General features: G+C 71.7%; 24 protein-coding genes and 1 pseudogene. 11 read left to right on the top strand and 14 right to left on the bottom strand.

The window, feature by feature from the left end; translation table 11 throughout:
- Position 1: 1 nt before the first annotated feature.
- A complete protein-coding gene (gene xylB / locus BUS84_RS17660) occupies positions 2-1,432 on the top strand; it encodes a xylulokinase (RefSeq protein ID WP_074313957.1) in 1,431 nt (476 codons plus the stop codon).
- A 246-nt stretch (positions 1,433-1,678) separates the two neighbouring features.
- The gene (locus BUS84_RS17655; RefSeq protein WP_074313955.1) at positions 1,679-3,103 is read left to right on the top strand and encodes an MFS transporter; all 1,425 of its coding nucleotides are present in this window, start codon (positions 1,679-1,681) and stop codon (positions 3,101-3,103) included.
- 57 nt (positions 3,104-3,160) lie between these two features.
- Here the strand turns inward: BUS84_RS17655 and BUS84_RS17650 are convergent, their stop codons facing one another.
- The 5 genes from BUS84_RS17650 to BUS84_RS17630 form a co-directional block, all read right to left on the bottom strand.
- Positions 3,161-4,834, bottom strand: a complete 1,674-nt coding sequence (locus BUS84_RS17650) for a glycoside hydrolase family 13 protein (protein WP_074313954.1) — start codon at positions 4,832-4,834, stop codon at positions 3,161-3,163.
- Positions 4,835-4,927: 93 nt separating this feature from the next.
- Positions 4,928-5,974 (bottom strand): LacI family DNA-binding transcriptional regulator, encoded by a 1,047-nt coding sequence (locus tag BUS84_RS17645; RefSeq protein ID WP_074313952.1) that lies wholly within the window; start codon positions 5,972-5,974, stop codon positions 4,928-4,930.
- A 66-nt stretch (positions 5,975-6,040) separates the two neighbouring features.
- Positions 6,041-7,006 (bottom strand): carbohydrate ABC transporter permease, encoded by a 966-nt coding sequence (locus tag BUS84_RS17640; protein WP_074313951.1) that lies wholly within the window; start codon positions 7,004-7,006, stop codon positions 6,041-6,043.
- Between the two features lies 1 nt (position 7,007).
- Complete coding sequence (locus BUS84_RS17635) at positions 7,008-8,054, bottom strand: carbohydrate ABC transporter permease (protein WP_074313949.1); 1,047 nt, start codon at positions 8,052-8,054, stop codon at positions 7,008-7,010.
- Between the two features lie 70 nt (positions 8,055-8,124).
- Positions 8,125-9,471 (bottom strand): ABC transporter substrate-binding protein, encoded by a 1,347-nt coding sequence (locus tag BUS84_RS17630; RefSeq protein WP_074313948.1) that lies wholly within the window; start codon positions 9,469-9,471, stop codon positions 8,125-8,127.
- A gap of 251 nt (positions 9,472-9,722) precedes the next feature.
- On the opposite strand from BUS84_RS17630, the gene BUS84_RS17625 reads away from it, so the two are divergent.
- Positions 9,723-10,499: a M23 family metallopeptidase gene (locus BUS84_RS17625; RefSeq protein ID WP_074313947.1), complete on the top strand. Its 777-nt coding sequence runs from the start codon at positions 9,723-9,725 to the stop codon at positions 10,497-10,499.
- Between the two features lie 52 nt (positions 10,500-10,551).
- Here BUS84_RS17625 and BUS84_RS17620 read toward each other — a convergent pair whose 3' ends face one another.
- From BUS84_RS17620 to BUS84_RS17605, 5 genes are all read right to left on the bottom strand, one after another.
- A complete protein-coding gene (locus BUS84_RS17620) occupies positions 10,552-11,040 on the bottom strand; it encodes a TspO/MBR family protein (RefSeq protein WP_074313945.1) in 489 nt (162 codons plus the stop codon).
- 426 nt (positions 11,041-11,466) lie between these two features.
- Positions 11,467-11,610: a GPGG-motif small membrane protein gene (locus BUS84_RS38660; RefSeq protein WP_007464364.1), complete on the bottom strand. Its 144-nt coding sequence runs from the start codon at positions 11,608-11,610 to the stop codon at positions 11,467-11,469.
- The gene (locus BUS84_RS17615) at positions 11,601-12,377 is read right to left on the bottom strand and encodes a metallophosphoesterase family protein (protein WP_074313944.1); all 777 of its coding nucleotides are present in this window, start codon (positions 12,375-12,377) and stop codon (positions 11,601-11,603) included. The genes BUS84_RS38660 and BUS84_RS17615 overlap by 10 nt, the downstream gene beginning before the upstream one ends.
- A gap of 10 nt (positions 12,378-12,387) precedes the next feature.
- The gene (locus BUS84_RS17610; protein ID WP_074313942.1) at positions 12,388-12,663 is read right to left on the bottom strand and encodes a BON domain-containing protein; all 276 of its coding nucleotides are present in this window, start codon (positions 12,661-12,663) and stop codon (positions 12,388-12,390) included.
- On the bottom strand, positions 12,660-13,307 hold the full coding sequence (locus BUS84_RS17605) for a nucleotidyltransferase family protein (RefSeq protein WP_280175165.1): 648 nt from the start codon (positions 13,305-13,307) through the stop codon (positions 12,660-12,662). Before BUS84_RS17605 ends, BUS84_RS17610 begins: the two co-directional genes overlap by 4 nt.
- A gap of 118 nt (positions 13,308-13,425) precedes the next feature.
- Here BUS84_RS17605 and BUS84_RS17600 point away from each other — a divergent pair.
- A pseudogene (locus BUS84_RS17600) lies at positions 13,426-14,079 on the top strand (dTMP kinase); the annotation flags it as partial.
- A 143-nt stretch (positions 14,080-14,222) separates the two neighbouring features.
- Here the strand turns inward: BUS84_RS17600 and BUS84_RS17595 are convergent.
- The gene (locus BUS84_RS17595; RefSeq protein ID WP_074313937.1) at positions 14,223-14,915 is read right to left on the bottom strand and encodes an SDR family NAD(P)-dependent oxidoreductase; all 693 of its coding nucleotides are present in this window, start codon (positions 14,913-14,915) and stop codon (positions 14,223-14,225) included.
- Positions 14,916-15,234: 319 nt separating this feature from the next.
- On the opposite strand from BUS84_RS17595, the gene BUS84_RS17590 reads away from it, so the two are divergent.
- The 3 genes from BUS84_RS17590 (at position 15,235) to BUS84_RS17580 (ending at position 18,503) form a co-directional block, all read left to right on the top strand.
- The gene (locus tag BUS84_RS17590) at positions 15,235-16,149 is read left to right on the top strand and encodes a MurR/RpiR family transcriptional regulator (protein ID WP_074313935.1); all 915 of its coding nucleotides are present in this window, start codon (positions 15,235-15,237) and stop codon (positions 16,147-16,149) included.
- Complete coding sequence (locus BUS84_RS17585; protein ID WP_084757510.1) at positions 16,146-17,102, top strand: N-acetylmuramic acid 6-phosphate etherase; 957 nt, start codon at positions 16,146-16,148, stop codon at positions 17,100-17,102. Before BUS84_RS17590 ends, BUS84_RS17585 begins: the two co-directional genes overlap by 4 nt.
- 411 nt (positions 17,103-17,513) lie before the next feature.
- A complete protein-coding gene (locus tag BUS84_RS17580; RefSeq protein WP_074313933.1) occupies positions 17,514-18,503 on the top strand; it encodes a sigma-70 family RNA polymerase sigma factor in 990 nt (329 codons plus the stop codon).
- A gap of 69 nt (positions 18,504-18,572) precedes the next feature.
- On the opposite strand, the gene BUS84_RS17575 is transcribed toward BUS84_RS17580, so the two are convergent.
- Positions 18,573-19,547: a C40 family peptidase gene (locus BUS84_RS17575; protein ID WP_074313931.1), complete on the bottom strand. Its 975-nt coding sequence runs from the start codon at positions 19,545-19,547 to the stop codon at positions 18,573-18,575.
- Positions 19,548-20,048: 501 nt separating this feature from the next.
- Between BUS84_RS17575 and BUS84_RS17570 the strand changes: the two genes are divergently transcribed.
- Positions 20,049-20,570, top strand: coding sequence for a DUF6232 family protein (locus tag BUS84_RS17570; protein ID WP_074313930.1), 522 nt, complete (start codon positions 20,049-20,051; stop codon positions 20,568-20,570).
- 51 nt (positions 20,571-20,621) lie between these two features.
- Here the strand turns inward: BUS84_RS17570 and BUS84_RS17565 are convergent, their stop codons facing one another.
- Both BUS84_RS17565 and BUS84_RS17560 read right to left on the bottom strand, forming a co-directional pair.
- Positions 20,622-20,948: a DUF3817 domain-containing protein gene (locus BUS84_RS17565; protein WP_074313928.1), complete on the bottom strand. Its 327-nt coding sequence runs from the start codon at positions 20,946-20,948 to the stop codon at positions 20,622-20,624.
- A 26-nt stretch (positions 20,949-20,974) separates the two neighbouring features.
- A complete protein-coding gene (locus BUS84_RS17560; protein ID WP_208869688.1) occupies positions 20,975-21,409 on the bottom strand; it encodes a hypothetical protein in 435 nt (144 codons plus the stop codon).
- 130 nt (positions 21,410-21,539) lie between these two features.
- Between BUS84_RS17560 and BUS84_RS17555 the strand changes: the two genes are divergently transcribed.
- The 3 genes from BUS84_RS17555 (at position 21,540) to BUS84_RS17545 (ending at position 22,821) form a co-directional block, all read left to right on the top strand.
- Positions 21,540-21,884 (top strand): DUF6158 family protein, encoded by a 345-nt coding sequence (locus tag BUS84_RS17555; RefSeq protein WP_074313927.1) that lies wholly within the window; start codon positions 21,540-21,542, stop codon positions 21,882-21,884.
- Positions 21,884-22,219, top strand: coding sequence for an SRPBCC family protein (locus BUS84_RS17550; protein ID WP_074313925.1), 336 nt, complete (start codon positions 21,884-21,886; stop codon positions 22,217-22,219). The genes BUS84_RS17555 and BUS84_RS17550 overlap by 1 nt, the downstream gene beginning before the upstream one ends.
- Before the next feature lie 62 nt (positions 22,220-22,281).
- Positions 22,282-22,821 carry a DUF1360 domain-containing protein gene (locus BUS84_RS17545; RefSeq protein WP_074313924.1) on the top strand — a complete coding sequence of 180 codons (540 nt, stop codon included), beginning with the start codon at positions 22,282-22,284 and terminating at the stop codon, positions 22,819-22,821.
- The last annotated feature ends 15 nt before the right edge of the window (positions 22,822-22,836 follow it).

Raw genomic sequence — 22,836 nt, 5'->3', positions numbered from 1 at the left:
CATGCCGCTGGTCGCAGGCGTTGACTCGTCCACCCAGTCCTGCAAGGTCGTGATCCGGGACGCGGAGACCGGTGCCCTGCTCCGGCAGGGCCGGGCTCCGCACCCGGACGGCACCGAGGTCGACCCGGAAGCCTGGTGGCAGGCGCTGCGCAGCGCCGCCGACCAGGCCGGCGGGCTGGCCGACGTGGCGGCGGTCTCCGTCGCCGGCCAGCAGCACGGCATGGTCTGCCTCGACGAGGACGGCCGGGTGGTCCGGCCGGCGCTGCTGTGGAACGACACCCGCTCCGCCGACGCCGCCGCCGATCTGGTCGAGGAGGCGGGCGGCGGCGCGGCGGGGCGCCGGTTCTGGGCCGACGCCACCGGCAGCGTTCCGGTGGCCAGTTTCACCATCACCAAGCTGCGCTGGCTGGCCCGGCACGAGCCGGAGCTGGCGGCCCGGGTGGCCGCCGTCTGCCTGCCGCACGACTGGCTGACCTGGCGGCTGGCCGGCGCGCCGGGGCTGGCCGCGCTGCGGACCGACCGAGGTGACGCCAGCGGCACCGGCTACTGGTCGCCGGCGACCGGCGGCTACCGGCTGGACCTGCTGGAGCGGGCCTTCGGCCGGCGGCTGGCGGTGCCCGAGGTGCTCGGGCCGGCCGAGTCGGCCGGCACGCTGTCGGCCGGGGAGCTGGGTGGGCCGGGCGGCGCGCTGCTCGGCGCGGGCACCGGGGACAACGCCGCTGCCGCGCTCGGCGTCGGTGCCGGTCCGGGTGACGTGGTCGTCTCGATCGGCACCTCCGGCACGGTGTTCAGCGTCGCCGACGTGGCGGCGGCCGACGAGAGCGGCGCGGTGGCCGGCTTCGCCGACGCGGCCGGCCGGTTCCTGCCGCTGGTCTGCACGCTCAACGCCGCCCGGGTGCTAGACGCCGCCGCCGCGATGCTTGGGGTCGGTCTTGACGAGCTGGCCGAGTTGGCGCTCTCCGCGCCGGCCGGGGCGGACGGACTGGTGATGGTGCCGTACCTGGAGGGGGAGCGGACGCCGAACCGCCCGCTGGCCACCGGCGCGGTGCACGGGCTGACCCTGCGCACCTCGACCCCCGCGCACCTGGCGCGGGCCGCCGTGGAGGGCATGCTCTGCGCACTCGCCGACGGCCTGGACGCGTTGACCGCGCAGGGCGCCACCGTCCGCCGGGTCATCCTGGTCGGCGGCGGGGCCCGGTCGGCCGCGGTACGCCGGATCGCGCCGCAGGTCTTCGGCTGCCCGGTGGTCGTCCCGCCGGCCGGGGAGTACGTCGCCGACGGCGCCGCCCGGCAGGCCGCCTGGGTCGCCCTCGGCGGTGACGCGCCCCCGCGGTGGACGGTCCAGGGCACCGAGGAGTACGCCGCCGAGCCCGTTCCTGCCGTCCGTGACCAGTACGCCGCCGCCCGGGGATTGGTCCTGGACCGGCGCTGATCGCAGGGCAGCTCCGCGCTCCGGCTGTCGGACGTCTTCGGCGCGGCGGACCTGGCCGAGCTGAAGCGGTTGCAGCACCGCGAGATCGCCGAGGCCCGGCAGGTGGAACCGTGCCAGTGGGCGTACGACGACAGCTACCAGGTGGTCTAGCGGAAGCACCTGGCGCGGGTGGGAGCCGGGGCGAGCTGACCGGCGGCACCCACCCACGTGACGACGTCGCCGGCCCGGTCTGGTTGGCTGCCCGTCATGACCGTGACCAGTGCCGGGCCCCGGCGGGCCCGTGGCGGCGGCCCGGCGCACCGGTTGTACAGCGTCGTGGTGTTCGTGCTGCTCGCCTCGCTGGACAACGTGGCCATCGGGCTGGTCCCGCCGCTGTACGGGCCGATCGCCGAGGCGTTCGCTGTGTCGGGGCGGTTGCTCGGCCTGGTCACCGCGGTCAGCTTCCTGGTCAGCGCGGTGGCCGCGGTCGGCTGGGCGTACGTCGGGGACCGGACCAACCGCAAGCCGCTGCTCATGGTGGGCACGCTGCTCTGGGCGGCGGGCACCGGCGGAAGTGCGCTCGCCGGCGGCTACCTGACGTTCCTGGCCGCGCAGCTGGTCGCGGCGGTCGGTCTCGGCGCGGTCGGCTCGGTGGGGTTCTCGGTGGTCACCGACCTGATCTCGCCGACCCGGCGGGGGCTGGTGATGAGCTTCTGGGGGCTCTCCCAGGGGGTCGGCACGCTGGCTGGCACGCTGGTCGGCGGGCTGCTCGGGGCGACCGACTGGCGGCGGCCGTTCCTGGTGCTGACCGGGGTGGGCCTAGCCGCCACCGTGGCCTACCTGTTCACGTACGACATTCGGCGCGGCCAGAGCGAGCCGGAGCTGACCCACGCGCTGGACGCCGGCGCCGAGTACGACTACCGGATCAGCCGTGCCGACCTGCCACGGATCCTGGGCAGGCGAACCAACCGGTGGCTGATCCTGCAGGGCCTGACCGCGCAGGCCGCCTTCGGCTCGCTGGTCTGGCTGCCGGTGCTCTTCGCCGAGCGGGCCGAGGCCCAGGGCTACTCGGAGTCCACCGCGGTGGTGGTGGGCAGCGTCTTCGCCACGCTGTTCCAGCTCGGCGGGGTGCTCTCCATCGTCGGCGGGCTGATCGGCGACGCGGTGCAGCGGCGCAACCCGGGGGGCCGGGCACTCGTCGCCGCGGTCGGCATCCTCGCCGCGCTGCCGTTCTACCTGGTGCTGTTCCTCGTGCCGGTGAGCATCGACGTGCCGGACGACGGCAGCACCGGCGCCGTGATCGGCGCGATCCTGTCCAGCGTGTTCACCGAACCGTCGGTCGGGCTGAGCCTGCTCACCGCGGTGGTGGCGCTCGCACTGACCTCGGCCAACTCGCCGAACTGGTTCGCGCTGATCGCCGATGTCAACCCGCCGGAGCACCGGGGCACCGTGTACAGCCTGGGCAACCTGGTCAACGGTGTCGGCCGGGCGGCCGGCAACGGGCTGGTCGGAGTGGCCTTCCAGGGCCTGCGCGCCGCATTCCCGCCACCGCTGAACTTCGCCGTCGGGCTGGCCGCGTTCCAACTCTTCTTCATTCCCACCGGCGTCATGTACTGGCTCGCCTCGCGGACCTCGCCGGCCGACATCGAGAACGTGCACGACCTGCTGCACATCCGCGCCGACCGCCTGTAAGGAAGGGCCCCCTGTTGACGCCACGCGTTGTACAGGGGGCCCTTTTTAACACCTGGGTCAGGCGCGCACCCAGACGGTGACGTCGGTCAGGACCATTCCGTCGTCGTCCAGCGGAGCGCTGGCGGCGAGCAGTTCGGCGCCGGCCGGCACCGGCACCGGGGTGGCGCCGAAGTTGGTCAGCACGGTCAGCTCGCCGTTGCGGAAGGTCAGCACCTCGTCGCCGGAGGACAGCCACTCCAGCGTGCCCCGGCCCAGCCCGTGGGCGCGGCGCAGCCGCAACGCCGTGCGGTACAGCTCGTACGTCGAGCCGGGCACGTCGCGCTGCCGGTCCAGCGCGTACTCCGCCCACAGCGGCGGCTGCGGCAGCCAGCTCGCGTCGGACGGCCCGAAGCCGTACGACGGCGCGTCGGCCTCCCACGGGATCGGCACCCGGCAGCCGTCCCGGCCGCGCTGGGTGTGCCCGCTGCGCGCCCAGGTCGGGTCCTGACGGGCCTCGTCGGGCAGCGTGGTGTGCTCCGGCAGGCCCAGCTCCTCACCCTGGTAGAGGTAGGCCGAGCCGGGCAGGGCGAGCATCAGCAGGGTGGCCGCCCGGGCCCGGCGCAGGCCGAGCGCGGCGTCCGGCTGCGGGTCGCCGATGCCGATGCCGTTGGGCCGGACGGTGCCGATCGGCAGGCCCAGCCGGGAGGCGTGCCGCACCACGTCGTGGTTGGACAGCACCCAGGTGGTCGGTGCGCCGACCGAGTCGGTCGCCTCCAGCGAGCGGGTGATCACCGCGTACTGGGCCGGCGCGGTCCAGGCGGCGAGCAGGTACTCGAAGTTGAACGCCTGATGCATCTCGTCCGGGCGGACGTAGCGGGCCAGCCGCTCGGCCGGCTCCACCCACGCCTCGGCGACCAGCACCCGCTCGCCGGGGTAGTTGTCCAGGAGCTGCCGCCACTGACGGTAGATCTCGTGCACGCCCTCCTGGTCCCACATCGGCGGGCGCGGCTTGTCCACCTCGTTGCCGGACAGGATCTCCTGCGGCTCCTGCCAGTCGGCCAGGTCGGCCTGCTTGACCAGACCGTGCGCCACGTCGACGCGGAAGCCGTCCACCCCACGGTCCAGCCAGAACCGCAGCACGTCCAGGAACTCCGCGTGCACCTCCGGGTTGTCCCAGTTGAGGTCCGGCTGCCCCGTGTCGAACAGGTGCAGGTACCACTGGCCGGGCTGGCCGTCCGGGTCGACCGTCCGGGTCCAGGCCGGGCCGCCGAAGACGCTCTGCCAGTCGTTCGGCGGCTGGTCGCCGGTCGGGCCCAGGCCGTCCCGGAAGATGTACCGGGACCGCTCCGGGCTGCCGGGTGCGGCGGACAGCGCGGCCCGGAACCAACGGTGCGCCGAGGAGGTGTGGTTCGGGACCAGGTCGACGATCACCCGCAGGCCGCGGGTGCGGGCTTCGGTGATCAGCTTGTCCGCGTCGGCGAGGGTGCCGAACAGCGGGTCGACATCCCGGTAGTCGGCCACGTCGTAGCCGGCGTCGGCCTGCGGCGACGGGTAGAACGGGGAGAGCCACACCGCGTCCACGCCCAGCTCGACCAGATGGTCGAGGCGGGCGGTGATGCCGGGCAGGTCGCCGACGCCGTCCCCGTCGGAGTCGGCGAACGAGCGGGGGTAGATCTGGTAGATGGCGGCTTCGGTCCACCAGCCCGTGTCTGGGGGACCGGAGGGGGTCTGCTGCGTCGGATCGGTGTTCAGGGTCGTCTCCCGTGTCGAGCTGTGGGTGGACTGCCGGCTGCTGCTGCCGGCCGCGTCGCCGCCAGCCGCCAGCCGGCGGCGGATGGTTGGAGTTCAGTGTGCCCGGGGCGGTGCGGTCGAGTCCCGGACCACCAGCCGAGTGGGCAGCATCACTGGGGTGTCGCAACCGGGGGTCCGTTGACCGACGATCGGGCCCAGGCTCGGGGCCCCGAGCGGGTCGAGCAGCATCCGGGCGGCCAGCCGGCCCTGCTCGGCGGCGGGCTGGGCGATGGTGCTGAGCCCGAGCACGCCGGCCAGGTCGTGGTCGTCGATGCCGACCACGCTGACGTCCTGCGGTACGCGCAGCCCGGCGTCGCGCAGCGCGGTCATCGCGCCCATCGCCATCTCGTCGCAGGCGGCGACGATCGCGGTCGGCGGCTCGCCCCGGGCCAGCAGCTCGGCGGTGGCCTGGTTGCCGCCGTCGATGGTGAACGTCGACTCGACGTCCAGGCTCGGGTCGGGTTGCATGCCGGCGGCCCGCAGCTCTTCCTGATAGCCCCGGCGTCGGTCCAGGTGGGTGGTGAAGGCCAGCTCGTCGTCGGGGTCGCCGGAGATGTGCGCGATCCGGCGGTGGCCGAGGTCGAGCAGGTGCCGGGTGGCGGTACGGGCGGCAGCCACGTCGTCGATCCGCACGCACGGCCAGTTGGGCACCCTGGTCCCCGAGCTGATGGTCACCCCGGGCAGGTCCAGGGAGGCCAGCGCGGTGAGGTCGGCCGGGCGCAGCGGCGTCGCGACCAGCATGATGGCGTCCACCCGCTTGTGCAGGTTGGCGGTGCGCAGCACCCGCTGGCGGATCTGCTCCCGGCCGCCCAGGTTGTAGAGCAGCAGGTCGTAGCCGGACTCGTGGAGGAACTCCTCGACCGCCTCCACGACGGTGCTGAAGAACCATCGGGTGATCCGGGGGACCACCACCGCGACCGTGCCGGTGCGCCCACCGGCGAGCCGGGACGCGCTCGGCGAAACCTCGTAGTCGAGCTGCTCGGCGGCTGCGAGGACCCGGCGCCGGGTGGCGGCGGAGACCGTCGGCAGCCCGCGCAGCGCCCGCGAGACGGTGGCCGTGGAGACCCCGGCCAGCCGGGCGACATCATCAATCTTCGTCACGGTTCCCCCGCTCGATACCCGGCGCCCGCCGCCGCCCGAGGGGCCGGGCGGCGGCGGGCAGGCGGGTCAGCCCTTGACGCTGCCGGCGAGCAGACCTCGCACGAAGAAGCGCTGCAGGGACAGGAACACGATGAGCGGTACGACGATGGAGACGAACGCTCCGGCGGTCAGCCGCTGCCACTCGTTGCCTCTGGTGCCGGCCATCTCGGCGAGCTGAACGGTGAGCGGGGCGGTCTCGTCACCGCCGCCAGCGAAGATCAGTGCGACGAGCAGGTCGTTCCAGACCCACAGGAACTGGAAGATGCCGAACGCCGCCAGCGCCGGGGTGATCAGTGGCAGCACGATGGTGCGGAAGATCTTCGGGTGGCTGGCCCCGTCGACCCGGGCCGCCTCCATCAGGTCGCCCGGTAGTTGTGCGATGAAGTTGTGCAGCAGGAAGACGGCGAACGGGAGCGCGAAGCAGGTGTGCGCGAACCACACCTGGGCGAACTTCTGTTCGTCGACCAGATCCCAGGCCGGCATGATGGTGACGCCGCCGAGGGTGACGCCGGTGGAGAAGAACTTCAGCAGCGGCACCAGGGCCATCTGCAACGGCACGATCTGCAGCGCGAAGATCGCGATGTAGAGCCAGTCCCGGCCGCGGAAGTTGATCCACGCCAGCGCGTACGCGGCCAGGCACGCGAAGGCGAGCGGGAAGAGCACCGACGGGATGGTGATCGCCAGGGAGTTGATGAAGTACCCGGCGAGCTGCCCGGATGAGGACGACCGTCCGAACAGGACCTGCTGGTAGTTCTCCAGGGTGAACTGCGGGTTGGTGAAGGCCGTCCACCAGCCGGTGGTCTTGATCTCGTCCTCCGGCCGGAGGGAGGAGACGAGCAGGCCGAAGGTCGGGATGGTCCAGACCACCGCGATGACGATCGAGACGAGCGTCGCGGTGCGGCTGTTCAACCGCTTGCGGACCCGCCCGGCGGTGGACATGGGGCTGTCGGTCTTCTGCGTGCCGACGGCGACGGTGGGCGTTGCGGTCGTCATCTCAGCCCTCCCGCTGTTGACGGAGGTTGCGGATCTGGTAGATCACGATCGGGATGACCAGGATGAAGAGGAAGACCGCGAGCGCCGTGCCCTGCCCGTTCTCGCCGTACCGGAACGCCTGGTTGTACATCTCGTTGGCGATCACGCTGGTGTCATAGTTGCCGTTGGTCGTGGTCCGGACGATGTCGAAGACCTTGAGCGTGGCGATCGAGAGGGTCACCACCACCACGATCAGCGCGGGCCGGATGCTCGGCATGGTGATCCGCCAGAACATCTGCCACGGGCTGACCCCGTCGAGCCGGGCGGCCTCCACGATGTCGCCGGGGATTGCCTTGATCGCGGCGGAGAGCACCACCATGGCGAAACCTGCCTGGATCCAGACCATGATGACGATCAGCAGCAGTGTGTTCAGAGGCGATTCCAGCAGCCACTGCTTCGGCTCGCCGCCGAGGCTGACCACGATGTGGTTGAGCAGGCCGATCTGGTCGCCGTCGCCCCGGTAGGCGTACACGAACTTCCAGATGATGCTCGCGCCGACGAAGGAGATGGCCATCGGCAGGAAGATCAGGGACTTCGCCACCGTCTCGAACCGGGCCTTGTCCACCAGGACGGCGTAGATCAGGCCGAACGAGGTCGCCACCAGCGGGACCAGGAGCACCCAGACCAGGCTGTTGATCAGGACCCGGACGATCGAGCCGTCGGAGAACATCCAGGCGTAGTTGTCCAGCCCCACCCAGTTGGTGCTGTCCCGGTTCATTAGGGACAGCAGCGTGGTGCGGATGGCCGGCACGACCAGGCCGATGGTGAGCAGCAGCAGCGTCGGCAGCAGGAAGAAGAGGGCGAAGAGGCCCTCCCGCTGCTTGGGCCGCCGGGTGATCGGCGTGCCGCTCGCGGACGCGGCGACGAGCTGCGCCTCGCGTCGCTGGGCGAACCAGGTCGGCACGACATCGAGCAGCAGGAGCAGACCGCCCACCACCACCACGAAGGCGACCAGCCCGTACATCAGCATGAGGAGCTTCGGCTGCTGATCGGCGAAGTCGAACTCCATCAACCCTCCCCTCTCGGGTCCACTCGGCCGGTGGCCCGGCCCGCGCTCGCGAGCCGGGCCACCGCCGGGATCACTTAGGCCAGCTGCTCTCGATGCCCTGGAGCACCGGGGCGGTCGCCTTGCCGTTCAGCCAGTCGACCATGCCCTTCCAGAACGTCCCCGCACCGACGCCGGCCGGCATCAGGTCGGATCCGTCGAAGCGGAAGACGCCGCTCTTGTCCTGCAGGATCTGGACGGAGAGCTTGTCGATCGGGCTGGCGACGTTGGCGATGTCCAGCTTGTTGTTCGCCGTGACCCAGTTGCCGAGCTTCGCGCGGCTGTTGACGTACTCGCCGGAGGCGAGGTAGGTCTGCACCGCCTGGACCTCGGGACGGTCGGCGTAGGCGACGACGAACTCGCCCGCGCCCAGCACCGGCTTGCCCTTGGCCGGGTCGATGGCCGGGAAGTAGAAGGCGAAGGCGTCGCCGTCCTCGGCCACCTTGGTGGCGTCCGGGAACTGGTTGGCGTAGAAGGAAGCCTGCCGGTGCAGGGCGCACTTGCCGGTCGTGATCGGCAGGCCGGCCTCACCGAAGGCGGTGGTGCCGATGCTCTTCACGCCGCCGAAGCCGCCGTTCATGTACTTCTCGTTCTTGAGGATGGTGCCGGCCTGGTCGACCGCCGCGACGACCCGCGGGTCGTTGAACGGGATGGCGTGGGTGGTCCACTGGTCGTAGACCTCGGGGCCCTGCGTCCGCAGCAGCACGTCCTCGATCCAGTCGGTGGCCGGCCAGCCGGTGGCGTCACCGGACTCGATGCCGGCGCACCACGGCTTCATGCCGCTGGCGGCGATCTTGTCGCTCAGGGCGATGAGCTGGTCCCAGGTGGTCGGAACCTCCCAGCCCTTCTCCTTGAACATCTTCGGCGAGTACCAGACGAAGGACTTCACGTTCGCGCCGAGCGGCACGCCGTAGAGCGTCCCGTTCACGGTGCCGTACTTCAGCCAGTCGGCCGGCAGGTTCTGCTCGGCCATCGCCTTGGTGTCGGCCCCGAGGGACTTCAGCTTGCCGGCGTCCGCGAACCGCTTCACCAGACCCGGCTGAGGTACGAACGCCAGGTCGGGCGCGTTGCCACCGTCGACCCGGACGGGGAGCTGCGCCTCGAACTCGGCGTTGCCCTCGTAGTCGATCTCGATGCCGGTGCAGTCGGTGAACTCCGACCACGAGCGCTCCAGCAGGTCGGCCTCCGCGTCACGGATGGACGCGTAGATGGAGACCTTCTTGCCGTCGTGGCCCTCGTACTTCTCGTATGCGGCACACTCCGCGGAGCCCGCGTTGTCGCTCTTCTTGTCGTCGCCGGTACCGCAAGCGGTGGCGCTGAGCGCCAGCCCCAGTACGCCGGCGATCACGAAGGCCTGGCGTGGTCTGGTAAAGACCGCCATGCCGTCCTCCTTTCTAGCCGGCGCGGTCGTGCTCAATGGCCCGGCGCCGGTCCCGATGGGCGTGCACACATGTAAGCGCTTGCATCCGGTCCGGTCCAGCCCCTGTCAGACACGAGCGAGTAACAATCCGGAAACCTCCGGGCCGCCCCGTGGGCACGCTCCCGGGCCAGATCTCCGACTCTTTCGAAGAATGACGATATCTGTCAGGCTGAGCACACCACATCGAAGGTTTTCGACATAGGAGGAGCTGTATGCGTAAGCGGTGGATCAGCCTGCTGGTGGCGGGCCTGCTCGTCGGGGGAGTCCTGGCTCCGGCGAGCCCGGCGCTGGCCGCGCCGACCTTCAAGGTGCCGTTCCCGTGCGGCCAGTCCTGGTCCGGGCAGACCCGGTCGAACCACAGCCCGGCGTACGCCGTCGACTTCAACCGCACCGACGACCTCGGCGACCCGGTGGTGGCCAGCGCCCCGGGCACCGTCGACCGGGTGACCGATCTCGGCGGCACCAGCTACGGCAAGTACGTCCGGATCAACCACGGTGGCGGTTACAGCACGTACTACGCCCACCTCAACGGCTTCAACGTGTCGGTCGGTCAGACGGTCGGCTACGGCAAGGTGCTCGGCTGGGTCGGCAGCACCGGCGGCTCCACCGGCCCGCACCTGCACTACGAGCAGCGCGTCAACGGCGGCGACATCCAGGTCCGGTTCAACGGCACCCTCGCCCTGTACTGGGGCACCAAGAACTACACCAGCGACAACGGGTGCAGTTCGGGTGGCTCCGGCTCCGGCACGGTCGACACCAGCGGCACCCCGCTGACCGTCCGCTCCGGCCCCGGCACCGGGTACGCCTCCGTCGGCACCGTCGCCGACGGCACCCGGGTCACCATCGCCTGCCAGACCAGCGGCACCACGGTCACCGGCACCTACGGCACCAGCTCGATCTGGGACCGGATCGGTGCCGGCCGCTTCATCGCCGACGCGTACGTGTACACCGGTCACGACGGCTACATCCCGGGCGTGCCCCGCTGCTGAGCGGTTCGACGACCAGGGTTCCCGGCGGGCGGCGCCGTCGGGAACCCGTCGGTCAGGAGTTAAGCCGCCAGATCGACAGGTTCAGTGCGGCGGCGAAGGTGACCCAGGCCCAGTAGGGCAGCAGCAGCGCCGCCGCGACCCGGGTGACCCGGGCGAACAACGCCACGGTGAGCCCGATCGCCAGCCACATCGCGACGATCTCGGCGAACGCCAGCCCGTACCGCCCCGCGCCGAAGAACAGCGGGGTCCAGATCGCGTTGAGCACCAGCTGGGCGGTCCACGCCCAGAGCGCCGGCCCGAAGCCGACCCGGCGCCAGACCAGCCAGCCGGCCACCGCGATCAGCGCGTAGAGCACCGTCCAGACCGGGCCGAACAGCCACGAGGGCGGCGCCCAGCCGGGCTGCCGCAGGCTGCCGTACTCGTCGGTGGTGCCCTGCACCCCCAGTCCGCCGATCGCGGCCGCGACGAAGACCGCGACCGCGAAGCAGACGAGCGCCCAGCGAGACCGCCGGCCGGAGGCCGGCGGCACGTCCTGAGACATCTCCACGGTCGAGATATTTCCGCCTGGTCGGCGGTCAAACCGCTGCACCGGCCCTGGCGCGGAACTCACGCCGAGACGGTCGCCGCCCGGCCTGGACCCGCGTCCGCGCGCTCCTGTAGAGCTGCCCCAGATATGGACCAGCCGGCGTCGTCGGCGAGAGCAGTGCGCGAATTACGGTGCTGGTGCTGGTGCTGGTGCTGGTGCTGGTGCTGAGGGCTGAGGGCTGGCTGCGGCGCCCCACATCTGGGGCAGCTCTACAGGGCCTGGCAGGGGCGCTCGGGGCCCCCCGGGGCGGGCTGTCTCGGCCCGAGGGTCAAACGCTCGGACAGCATGGCGCCGGGGTCGCCACGCCCGGTGCTCCTGTCGGGAGGACGGAACTCCAGTTGCGGCGACCCCGGCGGGTCCCGGTATGAGGAGGTACGAACGTCAATTGAAGATGCTGACACCACCCGGGCCGACCAACAGCCCGACGACGATGAGGACGATGCCCCACAGAATCTGCCGGCGGAACAGCGCGAGGATGCCGGCGACCACGAGTACGACTGCGAGAATCCAGAGAATCAGCTCCATGACCACTGACTACCCGAGCCTCCGATCGGGGAAACCTGGTCGCTGTCGGCTTGATCACCGACATGGAAGACGCTGTAGGCCTGCTTGATCACCGGGTGCGCGACGTTACGTACCCGCACCCCACCGGGAGTGGTGCCGCGCTCGGTGCCGGCGTGCGCGTGCCCGTGCAGGGCCAGCGCGGTGGGTGCCGAGTCGATCGCCTGCCCGAGCTGGTACGAGCCGAGGAACGGGTAAATCTCCAGCGGCTCGCCGGCCAGCGTGTCCGGCACCGGTGAGTAATGGGTGAGCGCGACCAGCATGTCGCAGTCGAGCGAGCGCAGCGCCGTACCGAGGCGGTCCGCGCTGTCCTTGGTGGTGCGGACGAACGCCTTCATCTCCGGCTCGCCGAAGTCGCTCGCGCACCGCCCGGCGAACCCGCCGCCGAAGCCCTTGACGCCGGCGATGCCGAGCCGGCCGCCGGCGCAGTCCAGCACCACGCCGTTGCCCTCCAGCACGGTGATGCCCGCGTCCTCGAGCACCTTGACCACCTGCGGCACCTGGTCACACTGGTGGTCGTGGTTGCCCAGCACGGTCACCACCGGCACGGCCAGCCCGCCGAACTCCTGCGCCACGCAGCGCGCCTCCGCCTCGGTGCCGTGCCGGGTCAGGTCCCCGGCCAGCAGGAGCACGTCGGCGCAGTCCGGCAGTTCCTCCAACGCCGGGCGGAACCGGCCGACCACGTCCTCGTCCAGATGCACGTCGCCCACGGCGGCGATCCGGATCACCATGAAGCCTCCCTCAGGGCAGTTGCTCGATCTGCGTGGGCGCCTGGGTGCGGATCACCCCGATGTCGCTGGTGATCGGCACGTCCGGGAAGCGCTCGGCCACCCGGCGCAGGATCTCCTCGCGCCGGTGCGGGCTCTCCACCTCGCCGTAGAGCATGAGGGCGCGCTCCCGTCGGACCACGGTGATGCCCTGTTCGGCGACGGCGGGATCCTCGGCGAGCAGCCGGTGGATCTCGGCCTCGACGTACTCGTCAGGTGGTCCGGCGCCGCTGTCGCGATGGTGGGTCACGGTGTCCCCTCTCCTGCCTGGGTGCCGGTTTCCGGCACCACCTCCAGCCGGTCCAACAGCACCAGGAACGCCTCGGCGTACGGCGAGTGCTGCGTCTCCTTGCGTACCCGTTCCCAGTCGATCTGCTCCCGCAGCGACCGGGCCAGCGGTAGGCCGCGGGCGAAGTCGCAGTAGTGCTGGGAGAAGCTGAGCAGCTTGTGCACCATCAGCTGGGTGGCGGACAGGACCGGCATGTGAATCGCGTCCACCGGCCGGACGACCGTGTCGGCGAACGTCTCCTCGGTCACCGGCGTCTCGATCGGCCGGTGGATCAGATCGACCATCCGCCCGTCGTCGAAGACCTTCACCAGCCAGTCCTCCGGTGGACGCTCGGCGACGAAGCCGGCGGCCACCAGGGCCTCCAGGGACCGCTCGACGTCGACCTCCCGGATCAGGAAATCGACGTCGTGATCGCTGGAGTGGCCGCCGTGGGCGTAGACGGCGAAGCTGCCTCCCAGCGCGAACGGGATCTCGGACTGCTTGAGCACGGCGGCGACCTTCTTCAGGGTGTGCACCAGACTCTCGTCCCCGCGCTCAGCCATCTGGTTCTCCCGTCGGTCGTGTTGTCGGACAGGCGGTTGGATTCGAACTCCCGTACCCGGCATTCCGGTCGCCCACACCTGGTCGGGTCGCGGGTGGGTGCGAACAGGGATCAAGCACCACAAACCGCGCGGGTCGGAGCACGGGTCGGATAGCCTGTCGAGGGTGGCCAGATCATCGGGGATGCGACGCGGCAGGACCCGGTTGCGCACCGTGGCCCTGATCGGCATCGACGGTTCGGGCAAGACCACCCAGGCGCACCGGCTGGCCGACGCGTTGACCGCCGCCGGCCGCCCAGCCACCTACCGCCGCAACGCCAGCGGGCGTCGCTGGCTCGGCCGGCTCGCACACCGGCTCGGCCGCCCCGACGCCCAGCGACTCGTCGGGCGCGACGGCGTGCTGGCGGTGGAATCCGTGCTGCGGTGGCTCGCCATCGCCGCCGCCCTGCTCAGTTGCCTGCTCACCGGCCGGACGGCGGTGATGGACCGCTACTCGGCCTGCCAGTACGCCAGCATCCGCGCGCACGGTGGGCACCGCTGGGAGCGGCTGGCCCGGGCCGGCTACCGCTTCTTCCCGACGCCGCAGGTGACCTTCCTGCTCGCCGTCGACCCGGCTGAGGCGTACCGGCGGATCGAGCAGCGGGGCACCGACCACGAGACGATGGGCTGGCTGACCGCGGCCGACACCGCCTACCGCGCCCTGCCCGAGTACCCGACCTTCGTCCTGGTGGACGCGGGCCGCCCGGCCGAGGAGGTTTCCGAGCAGATCCAGGCGCACCTGGCGACCTGGCTGCCGCCGTCCGCCCGTCCCGACCCGGCGCGCCCACCTGCCGAACGGCCGCCGTCCGAAGTGCCGGAGCCGGCGGCGCCGCAGCCGTCGGTGATGCCGCCGTCGGTGTCGACGCCGGCCGCCGGTACGACGGCCGCCGTGCCGGCGGTGGGGGAGCGGACCAGCCGCGGGGCTGCCGGGCCGCTGGTGGCTCAGGCCCGCCCGTAGACCGGGACGGCGGCGCCGCTGGTGGGTGCGGACTCCGCCGACGCGAGGAACTGGACCACCGAGGCGATCTCGGCCGGGGCCACCCAACGGGAGTGGTCGGCGTCGGGCTGAGCGGCACGGTTTGCCGGAGTGTCGATGACGCTGGGCAGCACGGTGTTGCAGCGCACGTTGCGGGACCGGTATTCGACCGCGACCGCGTTGGCGAAGGCGAGCACCGCGGCCTTGGCCGTGACGTAGCCGGCCGCGCCAGGGAACGGGGCGACCGCCGCGCGGGCCGAGACGCAGACCACCGCGCCGCCGCCGGCCGCCACCAGGTGCGGCAGCGCGGCCTGGGTGACCAGATAGGTCGGCCGCAGGTTGAGACTCAGCATCCGCTCGAACTCCTCGACCGGCGTCTCGTGCACCAGCCCGCCGCTGGCGTAACCGCCGACCAGGTTGACCACCGCCCGCAGCGGCGCCGCCGGTTCGCCGGCGGCGGCCTCGACGGCCCGTGCCGCGCCGGCCGGATCGGTGAGGTCCGCGATCAGCCGGACCAGCCCGTCCGCCGCCGGCTCCGACCCGGGCCGGGCTCTCCGCTCCGGTACGACCACCCGCCAGCCGGCTGTCAGGAAGGCGGTGGTGACCGCCCCGCCCAGCCCGCCCGTGCCCCCGGTGACCAGCACACTGCGCTCCGCCATGCGGCACACGCTAGCGCCGCCCCGGCCTCGCCACCGCCCCGACCCGCTCTGCCGGGTCCACGCCGTCGGGCCAGGTCGGATCGACGCGCCGATGGGGGAGCCCTGCCCGGTGTGGCTGGTCGGGGACGCCGTACGGTCTGGCCGGACCCGGGTGTCGTGCGCCCGGAGCCGTCCGGCAGGTTGGCCCGGCCCGGCGGGGGAGGTGGCACGGTCTCGGCGGTGGCACGCTTGGCCTGACGGGCTCGCCCGATCGGCGGTACTTTCCCCAACACGTGGAGTCATGGTTGACGCTCACGCCTCGTGAAAGTAAGTTTCATCCGTGGCGAAGAGTCCGAAGATTTCTGCGAGTCACGAGCCCGGTGGGCTGATCGTCCACATCAGCGGGCTGCTGCCGTCGCTGTCGCCCGCTGAGCAGCGGGTCGCCCGGCTGGTCGTCGCCGACCCGGCTGCCGCCGCCCGCCGGACGATCACCGATCTCGCCACCGCAGCCGAGACATCCGAGGCGACGGTCATCCGGTTCTGCCGGTCGGTGGGCATGGACGGTTACCCGCAGCTGCGCATCCGGCTCGCCGCCGAGGCCGCCCGCCGGGTCGAACCGCCGGACGCCCGGGTGGTCGGTGGTGACATCCCGCCCGGCGCCGACCTCGCCCAGATCATCGCCACCATCGCGTTCAACGACGCCCGCGCGGTGGAGGAGACAGCCGAGCAGCTCGACCCGGCCACCTGTGAGCAGGTCGTCGAGGCGATCGCCAACGCCGGCCGGATCGACATCTATGGCGCCGGCGCCAGCGGGTTCGTCGCCTCCGACTTCCAGCAGAAGCTGCACCGCATCGGCCGGATCTCCTTCTACTTCCCGGACGTGCACACCGCGCTGACCTCGGCCGCGCTGCTCGGCCGTGGCGACGTGGCGGTCGGCATCTCGCACACCGGCACCACCTCGGACGTGATCGAGGTGCTGGAGCAGGCCCGGACGCGGGGGGCCGTCACCGTGGCGCTGACCAACTTCCCGCGCTCGCCGATCACCGACGTGGCCGACTTCGTGCTGACCACCGCGGCCCGGGAGACCACCTACCGCTCCGGCGCGACGGCCAGCCGGCTGGCCCAACTCACCGTGGTCGACTGCCTCTTCGTCGGGGTGGCCGCCCGCAACCGGTCCCGGGCGCGCAAGGCTCTCGAGGCGACCGCCGAGGCCGTCCTGTCGCACCGGGTGGGTGCGAACCGGAGGCGAGGATGACGGCCGGTGCGGTGGAGCCGGACGAGGACATGCCAGCACCGCCCGCCCGCCCGATCGTCCGGGTGGGCGCCCCCACCGAGCGGCGCAACCCGCTCAGCGTCGACCTCGACCTGATGTCGACCCGGGACGTGCTCACCGTGATCAACGAGGCTGACCGGCGGGTGCCGGCCGCGGTCGCCGCGGTGCTCGACGAGATCGCCGCCACGGTCGACCTGGCGGTCTCGGCGCTGCGTGGCGGTCACCGGGTGCACTACTTCGGGGCCGGCACCTCGGGTCGGCTGGGCGTGCTCGACGCGGCCGAGCTGGCCCCCACCTTCAACTCGCCCCGGCACTGGTTCTGCGCCCACCTCGCCGGCGGGCCGGACGCCATGTGGCGGGCTGTGGAGGACGTCGAGGACGACGACCGGGGCGGCACGGTCGAAGCGGCCGGATGTGTGCGGGCCGGTGACCTGGTGGTCGGTCTCGCCGCCAGCGGACGCACCCCGTACGTCCTCGGGGCGCTCGCCGCGTCCCGCACCAAGGGCGCCTCGACGGTGCTGCTCTGCGCCAATCCGGAGGCGGAGGCGGCCCGGTCGGTCGACGTGTTCATCGGGGTGGACACCGGACCGGAGGTCGTCACGGGGTCGACCCGGATGAAGGCGGGCACCGCACAGAAGTTGGTGCTCAACACGTTCTCGACCGCCGTCATGGTGCGACTGGGTCGGGTCTACTCGAACCTCATGATCGACATGGTGGCCACCAACGCGAAGCTCCGCGGGCGGATGATCTCGATCCTGGTCGAGGCCACCGGCTGCTCGGAGGAGGTCTCCCGGCGGGCTCTCAACGAGGCCGACGGTGACCTGAAGACCGCCCTGGTCTCGCTGGTCTCCGGCGCCGAGGTCGCGGCCGCGCGTGCCGCGCTGGCCCGCTCTGCCGACCAGGTGCGCGGCGCCCTCGCCCTGCTCGCGACCTGACTCCGCCCGCCCGTGTCGCCGGCGGGAAGCGAACGGGGCTCCGGATTGTTCACCGGGGCGGGGGGTAATAACACCCCCGTGGATGAACCGACCGGTCCACCGGTGCGTATCTGGCAGTGACCAGGATCGCAGCGCGGTGGTGACCCGGGTCGCTGTGCCCCCGCGGCGGGCGGTGTTGCCATGGTGTGGGCGTTCGGCGATTCGTCGAGCCGCCAACCCGTACGTGGTGCCCAGCGGCGAGCCACCCGACGGGGTGCTGACAGCAAACATGGATCGTGCTCTCAGCTACTACTCAGGCATTCGTGACACTTTCGACTCACGACATGGAATCCCCGACACGTCTCATCTGTTGTGTAGGTGTCAGCACCGGTGGGCACAGCGGAAGTTACCGGGGGGCTGACAGACGTGGGGATGGCAAGGAACCGGGCAACCGGCGCGAGCGAGGGGACCGTGGGCAACGTGGACAAGAACATCGGCATGCGCACCGACGAGGTTGCCGAGGAGCGCGACCTGGTCGGCGTCTACCTGCACGAGATCTCCCGGACGCCACTGCTGGACGCCGCCAAGGAGGTCGATCTCTCCAAGGCGATCGAGGCCGGCCTCTACGCTGAGCACCTGCTCGGTGAGGACCGCGTCCCCGATGGCGTCGATCGGGCCGACCTGGAGCGGCTGGTCGTCGAGGGGGAGCACGCGAAGGACCTCTTCATCCGCGCCAACCTGCGACTGGTCGTGTCGATCGCCCGCCGTTACGTGCGTTCGGGCATGCCCATGCTGGATCTGATCCAGGAGGGCAACACCGGTCTGGTCCGGGCGGTTGAGAAGTTCGACTACGAGCGTGGCTACAAGTTCTCCACCTACGCCACCTGGTGGATCCGCCAGGCCATCAGCCGGGCGATCGCCCAGCAGGAGCGCACCGTCCGACTGCCGGTGCACCTGGTGGAGGACGTCAACCGGATGCGCAACGTGGCCCGGCAGCTCACCCGTGAGCTGGGCGGCGACCCCGAGCCGGAGCAGATCGCGGCATCGCTCGGCGTCACCGTCGAGCGGGTCAACGAGCTGGTCCGCTGGTCGCAGGACACCGTGTCGCTGGACACGCCGGTCGGCGACGACGGCGACACCAAGCTCGGCGACCTGGTCGCCGACAGTGATGCGCCGTCGCCGGAGGACATCGTCCTCACGGGGCTGGAGCGGCAGCGCATCGAGGGGCTGCTCAACCACCTCGACGACCGGTCGGCTGGCATCATGCGGGCCCGCTACGGGCTGGAGGACGGCCGTGAGCACTCGCTCACCGAGGTCGCGTCCCGGTTCTCGCTGTCCCGCGAGCGGATCCGGCAGCTGGAGATCCAGGCCCTCGGCCGGCTCCGTGAGCTGGCCCGTGCGGAGGGGCTGCAGGCAGCCTGAGCGTAGTAATACGGCGAACGGCCGGCGTCCGATAGGGGGACGCCGGCCGTTCGCCGTATCAGGTCGTGGCTAGCGGACCCGGCCGTAGCCCTGAATGGGCATCATGTTCATGCCCCGCTTGAGCACGTTGCGGCCGGCGCTCGGTGCGTCGATCACCTGGTTGTCGCCCACGTAGAGGGCGACGTGCCCGAGCCCGCTGTAGAAGACCAGGTCTCCCGGGCGCAAGTCACCCCGGCTGATGTGGGCGACCGCCCCCCACTGCATTCGGGTGTTGTGCGGCAGCGACTTCCCGGCCGCCCGCCAGGCGGCCGAGGTCAGCCCGGAGCAGTCGTAGCCGTTCGGCCCGTCGGCCGCCCAGACGTACGGCTTGCCCAGCGCCCCGAAGGCGTAGCGCACCGCGGTGCCGGCCGCACCGGAGACGGCGGGTGCGTTTCCGGCTTCGGCCGCCGCCTTGGGCGCGGGTCGCTCGGTGGGCGCCCCGTACGCCTGCCGGCGCAGCTCGTACAGCTTGGCCAGGTCCCTCTCGATCTGCTTCTTGCCGGCCGCCAGCTGGCGGGCCTGCGCGGCCTGCCGGGTCAGCGTGGCGTCCAGGCGGCGCTTCTCGTCGAGCAGCCGTTGCTGGCTGGCGGTGAAGCCGGAGATGCGTTCCTGTCGCTGACGGGTGAGCTGGTCGAGCGCGCCGAGCCGATCCAGCAGCGCGGCCGAGCCGCCGGGACGCAGCAGCGCGTCCGCGGTCCGCAGTTCGCCGCTCTTGTACGCGGTGTTGGCCAGCTCGGCGACGTCGGCCCGGCTCTGCTCGGCCTGCTGTTCCAGCGGGCCGATGCGGGCCTGTAATCGGGCCGCCGCGGTCTTGTTGGTCTTGATCTCCTCGGTGAGCTTGTTGTACGACTCGACGACCCGCTCCAACTCGGCCGAGGACGTCTCGATCCGGCGGGTCAGGTCGGCGGGGGACGGCTCGGCGTGGGCCACCGCCGTCGGGGCGATCAACGCGGCCGACATGCCGGCCAGCGCCACGGTACGCAGCAGGTTTCTCAGGGATGACAAGAGCGGAAGGCCCCTCTCCCACGGCCGCCGGTCGGGCTGCTGATGCCCTCGGCGACACCGGCCGGGGCAATCCGGGCGGACGGCGCTGGGCCGGACCGGCTCGCCCAACCTAACCCGGGACGGCTGTCGTCCGCAGTTGAAGTAGGGGCGAATGTTGGGGTTGTGGCCGGTCGTGCCGCTGCGCCGGGTGAACCCCATCGTGGCTGCTGCGCTGCACGTGCCGGTCGCCGCGACCGCCTTGCCAGTAAATGGCGGTTTTATGGCTTTCGTCGTTCCGGGCGTATGCCGCCGGATAGCTGCGCCTCATAACCGATAAAACGCGAAATGGATGCCGTTTCTCGACGATGTCCACCGCTCGGGCGAGCTGTCGGAAGCCGGTAATTGGCCCGGCGGGCTGGCGGTGCCACAACACAATGAAATCCGGAGCCGGGAATCCCGTCGACAGGCAGCGATGCCTGTGACCTGCGGGCCAGCCCGGCGAACCGCCCCACGGGAGGAACCGTGAATCGTGAAGGCGCGACGACGCGACCGCAGCGAACGGTGCCCGGCGCCCGGTCCACCCTGCTGTACGCGCGGCCCGGCATCATCGTGACCGTCGACCGGTTCACCGTCGGCCGGACCAGTTACCGGGTCGCCGACCTGACCCACCTGCGCACCACCCGGGGCCCCCACGACCGGATCGCCGTCCGGGCGGTCATGATCACCTCCGCCATGCTCGGCGGCGTCGGGCTGCTGCTCGGCTTCACCGGCGGCCTGCAGCGGCTGACCGCCGGGGCGTACCTCATTCTCGGGGCGGTGTTCCTGCTGCCGGCGGCGCTGGCCCTGGTCGGCGATCGCTGGCGGCCGCCCCCGCACGAGCTGTGGGGATGGCACCGGGGTGCGGAGGTGCTGCTGTTCAGCGCCGACGACGAGCGGCAGTTCGGCCAGGTCACCCGGGCGCTGCTACGCGCCCGGGAAGTGAACAGATACGGCGGCTGGGCGGACCCGGTCGCCTCGGCCGACCCGTGGCGACCCAACCGCTGACCAGCGCCGGCCGCGCCGGGGCCGGGCCGTGGCGGGCCGGCGATCGGCCGCTCAGCTGGCGACCGGCTCCGGCGTGCGCTCCGTGGGGCGGGCCAGCCACCCGGTGACTCGCCGCTCGGCATAGAACGAGACGAACGGCACAGTGCCGGCCAGCATCACCAGGAGCATCCGCTTCAGCGGCCACTCGGCCCGGCGGCTCAGGTCGAACGCGGCCAGCAGGTAGACCATGTAGAGGAAGCCGTGCGCCTGCCCCACCGTCTCCACCACGACCGGGTTGTCGAACGCGTACTTCAGCGGCATGCCGATCACGACCAGCAGGATCAGCGCCACGCCCACGATCCAGGCGATCACGCGGTACCGGGTAAGGGCTGCGCCCACCTTCGTCCGTCCTTCCGAGCCCCGGCTCAGCCGGGATAGTCACCGGGCCGAGCGCCCGGATTGGCGTTCAACCATGACAGGTAGTCGTTGTAGGCGGCCAGGTCCGTGTCCTCGGCAGGCTCGCTGGCAGCGGGGACCCGGGCGATCCGCACCGGTCGGCGTACCGCCGGTCGGGACCCGGCGGCCACGGCCGGCGTCGTCACGGCCGTCGGCGCGTCGGCGGGGTCGGCCGGCGGCTCGGTGGCGAGCGTTTCCTTCCGGCGGGCCAGCCGCACCTCACGCCACCACACGTAGACCACGAAGCCGGCGAAGACCGGCCACTCGACCGCGTACCCCCAGCTGATGCTGTTGCCGGCGGCGGCCCGGCTGACCTGCCACCAGCCCAGCCCGAGGAAGCCCACGACCAGCACGACCATGGCCACGTGGCGCGCGATCCACGCCGGGGTCCAGAGCCACCTCATGGCGTCGAGGGTACCGGGAACCGGGCCGGTCTCCGACACCGTGTCGTAGTTGTCGCACGGCCGGGATGGTTTGGCGCCACCCGGTGTGGGCATCCGTCTAGACGCCAGCCCAAACGAGACCAGGGGGGCGATGATGACCGGATCGGTACGCGAGGACGGCTTTCCGTCCAGTGGCAGCACGGACATGAGCCCGGAGCAGCGGGTGCCCGAGTGGGGCGGCGAGGACCTCGCCGACCCGGCGGGCGCCGGTGCGGATTTCGACGGCGATGTGCTCGGCGTCGACCCGACGGAGCTGAGCGACGAGGATCTGATCCGCGAGATGCACAGCCTGCACCGCACCCGGCTGGACACCCTCCGGCACGCGGCGGACTCCGCGCTCGCCAACCACCTGCGGCGCACGGCGGAGCTCGAGACCGAGTACCTGGCCCGCCACCCGGGCCGGGAGGTGGACCCGAGCCGCCTGCGGGACGCCTGATGCCGGCGCGCGCTGTGCGGGGCATGTCCGCGCCGCCCGAGGTGGTCTTCAACACGGCCACCGACCCGGCCCGGGCCTCGGCGTGGCTGCCCGAGCCGTTGCGCGGCGATGGCAGCCCCGCCACGGAGATCAGCAACGAGGAGCTGCGGGCCCGCTGGGGCGGCGACGACGCCGACTGGTCCGCGGAGATCCGGGTGGAGCCGGCCGACTCCGGCGGGGCCCGGATCCAGCTCGACCTGGCCGACGGCTCGGATGGGGAGGGTCCGGACCAGCTGGCCGACGAGGCGCTGAGCAACCTGGTACGCGAGGTCGCCGACAACCTCCAGGCCGGCTGAGTCCGTCACCGGCCACGCGGGAGGACTGCTCCCGTACCGCCCACGACATGTGAGGAGACCGGGTGACCGGCACTGGCCTGCGACAGAAGGCGGCCCGGCTGCGCCGGGCGTACGCGCCGCACGAGCACCGCCCGCTCGGCGGCTACCTGGCGGCGATGGGCACCTATGCCGGGGTGACCGGTGCCATCGCTGGGCTGGTCAAGGTCACCGGACGACCGGTGCCCGAGCGGCCCGCCCCGGCCGACGTGGTGCTGCTCTCCATCGCCACGCACAAGCTCAGCCGGCTGCTGTCCAAGGACGCGGCGACCAGTCCGCTGCGGGCTCCGTTCACCCGGTACGACCGCCCGATCGGCAGCGGCGAGGTGATGGAGCAGGTCCGCGACTCGGGCAGCTCCACCCGGCACGCCATCGGGGAGCTGTTGAGTTGCCCGTTCTGTCTAGCGGTATGGGTGGCCACCGGGCTGACCGGCGGCCTGGTCCTCGCGCCCCGGCTGACCCGGCTGGTGGCCACCGCGCTGACCTTGGTCGCCGCGTCCGACTTCCTCCAGATGGCGTACGCGACCGCGCAGCAGGCCGCCGAGGGCGGGCACGACGACGACTGACCCGGAGAGGCGAGC

Origin of the sequence: Micromonospora cremea (genome assembly GCF_900143515.1) — a bacterium.
GTDB lineage: Bacteria > Actinomycetota > Actinomycetes > Mycobacteriales > Micromonosporaceae > Micromonospora > Micromonospora cremea.
This window is presented reverse-complemented; position numbering and strand designations above follow the sequence as displayed.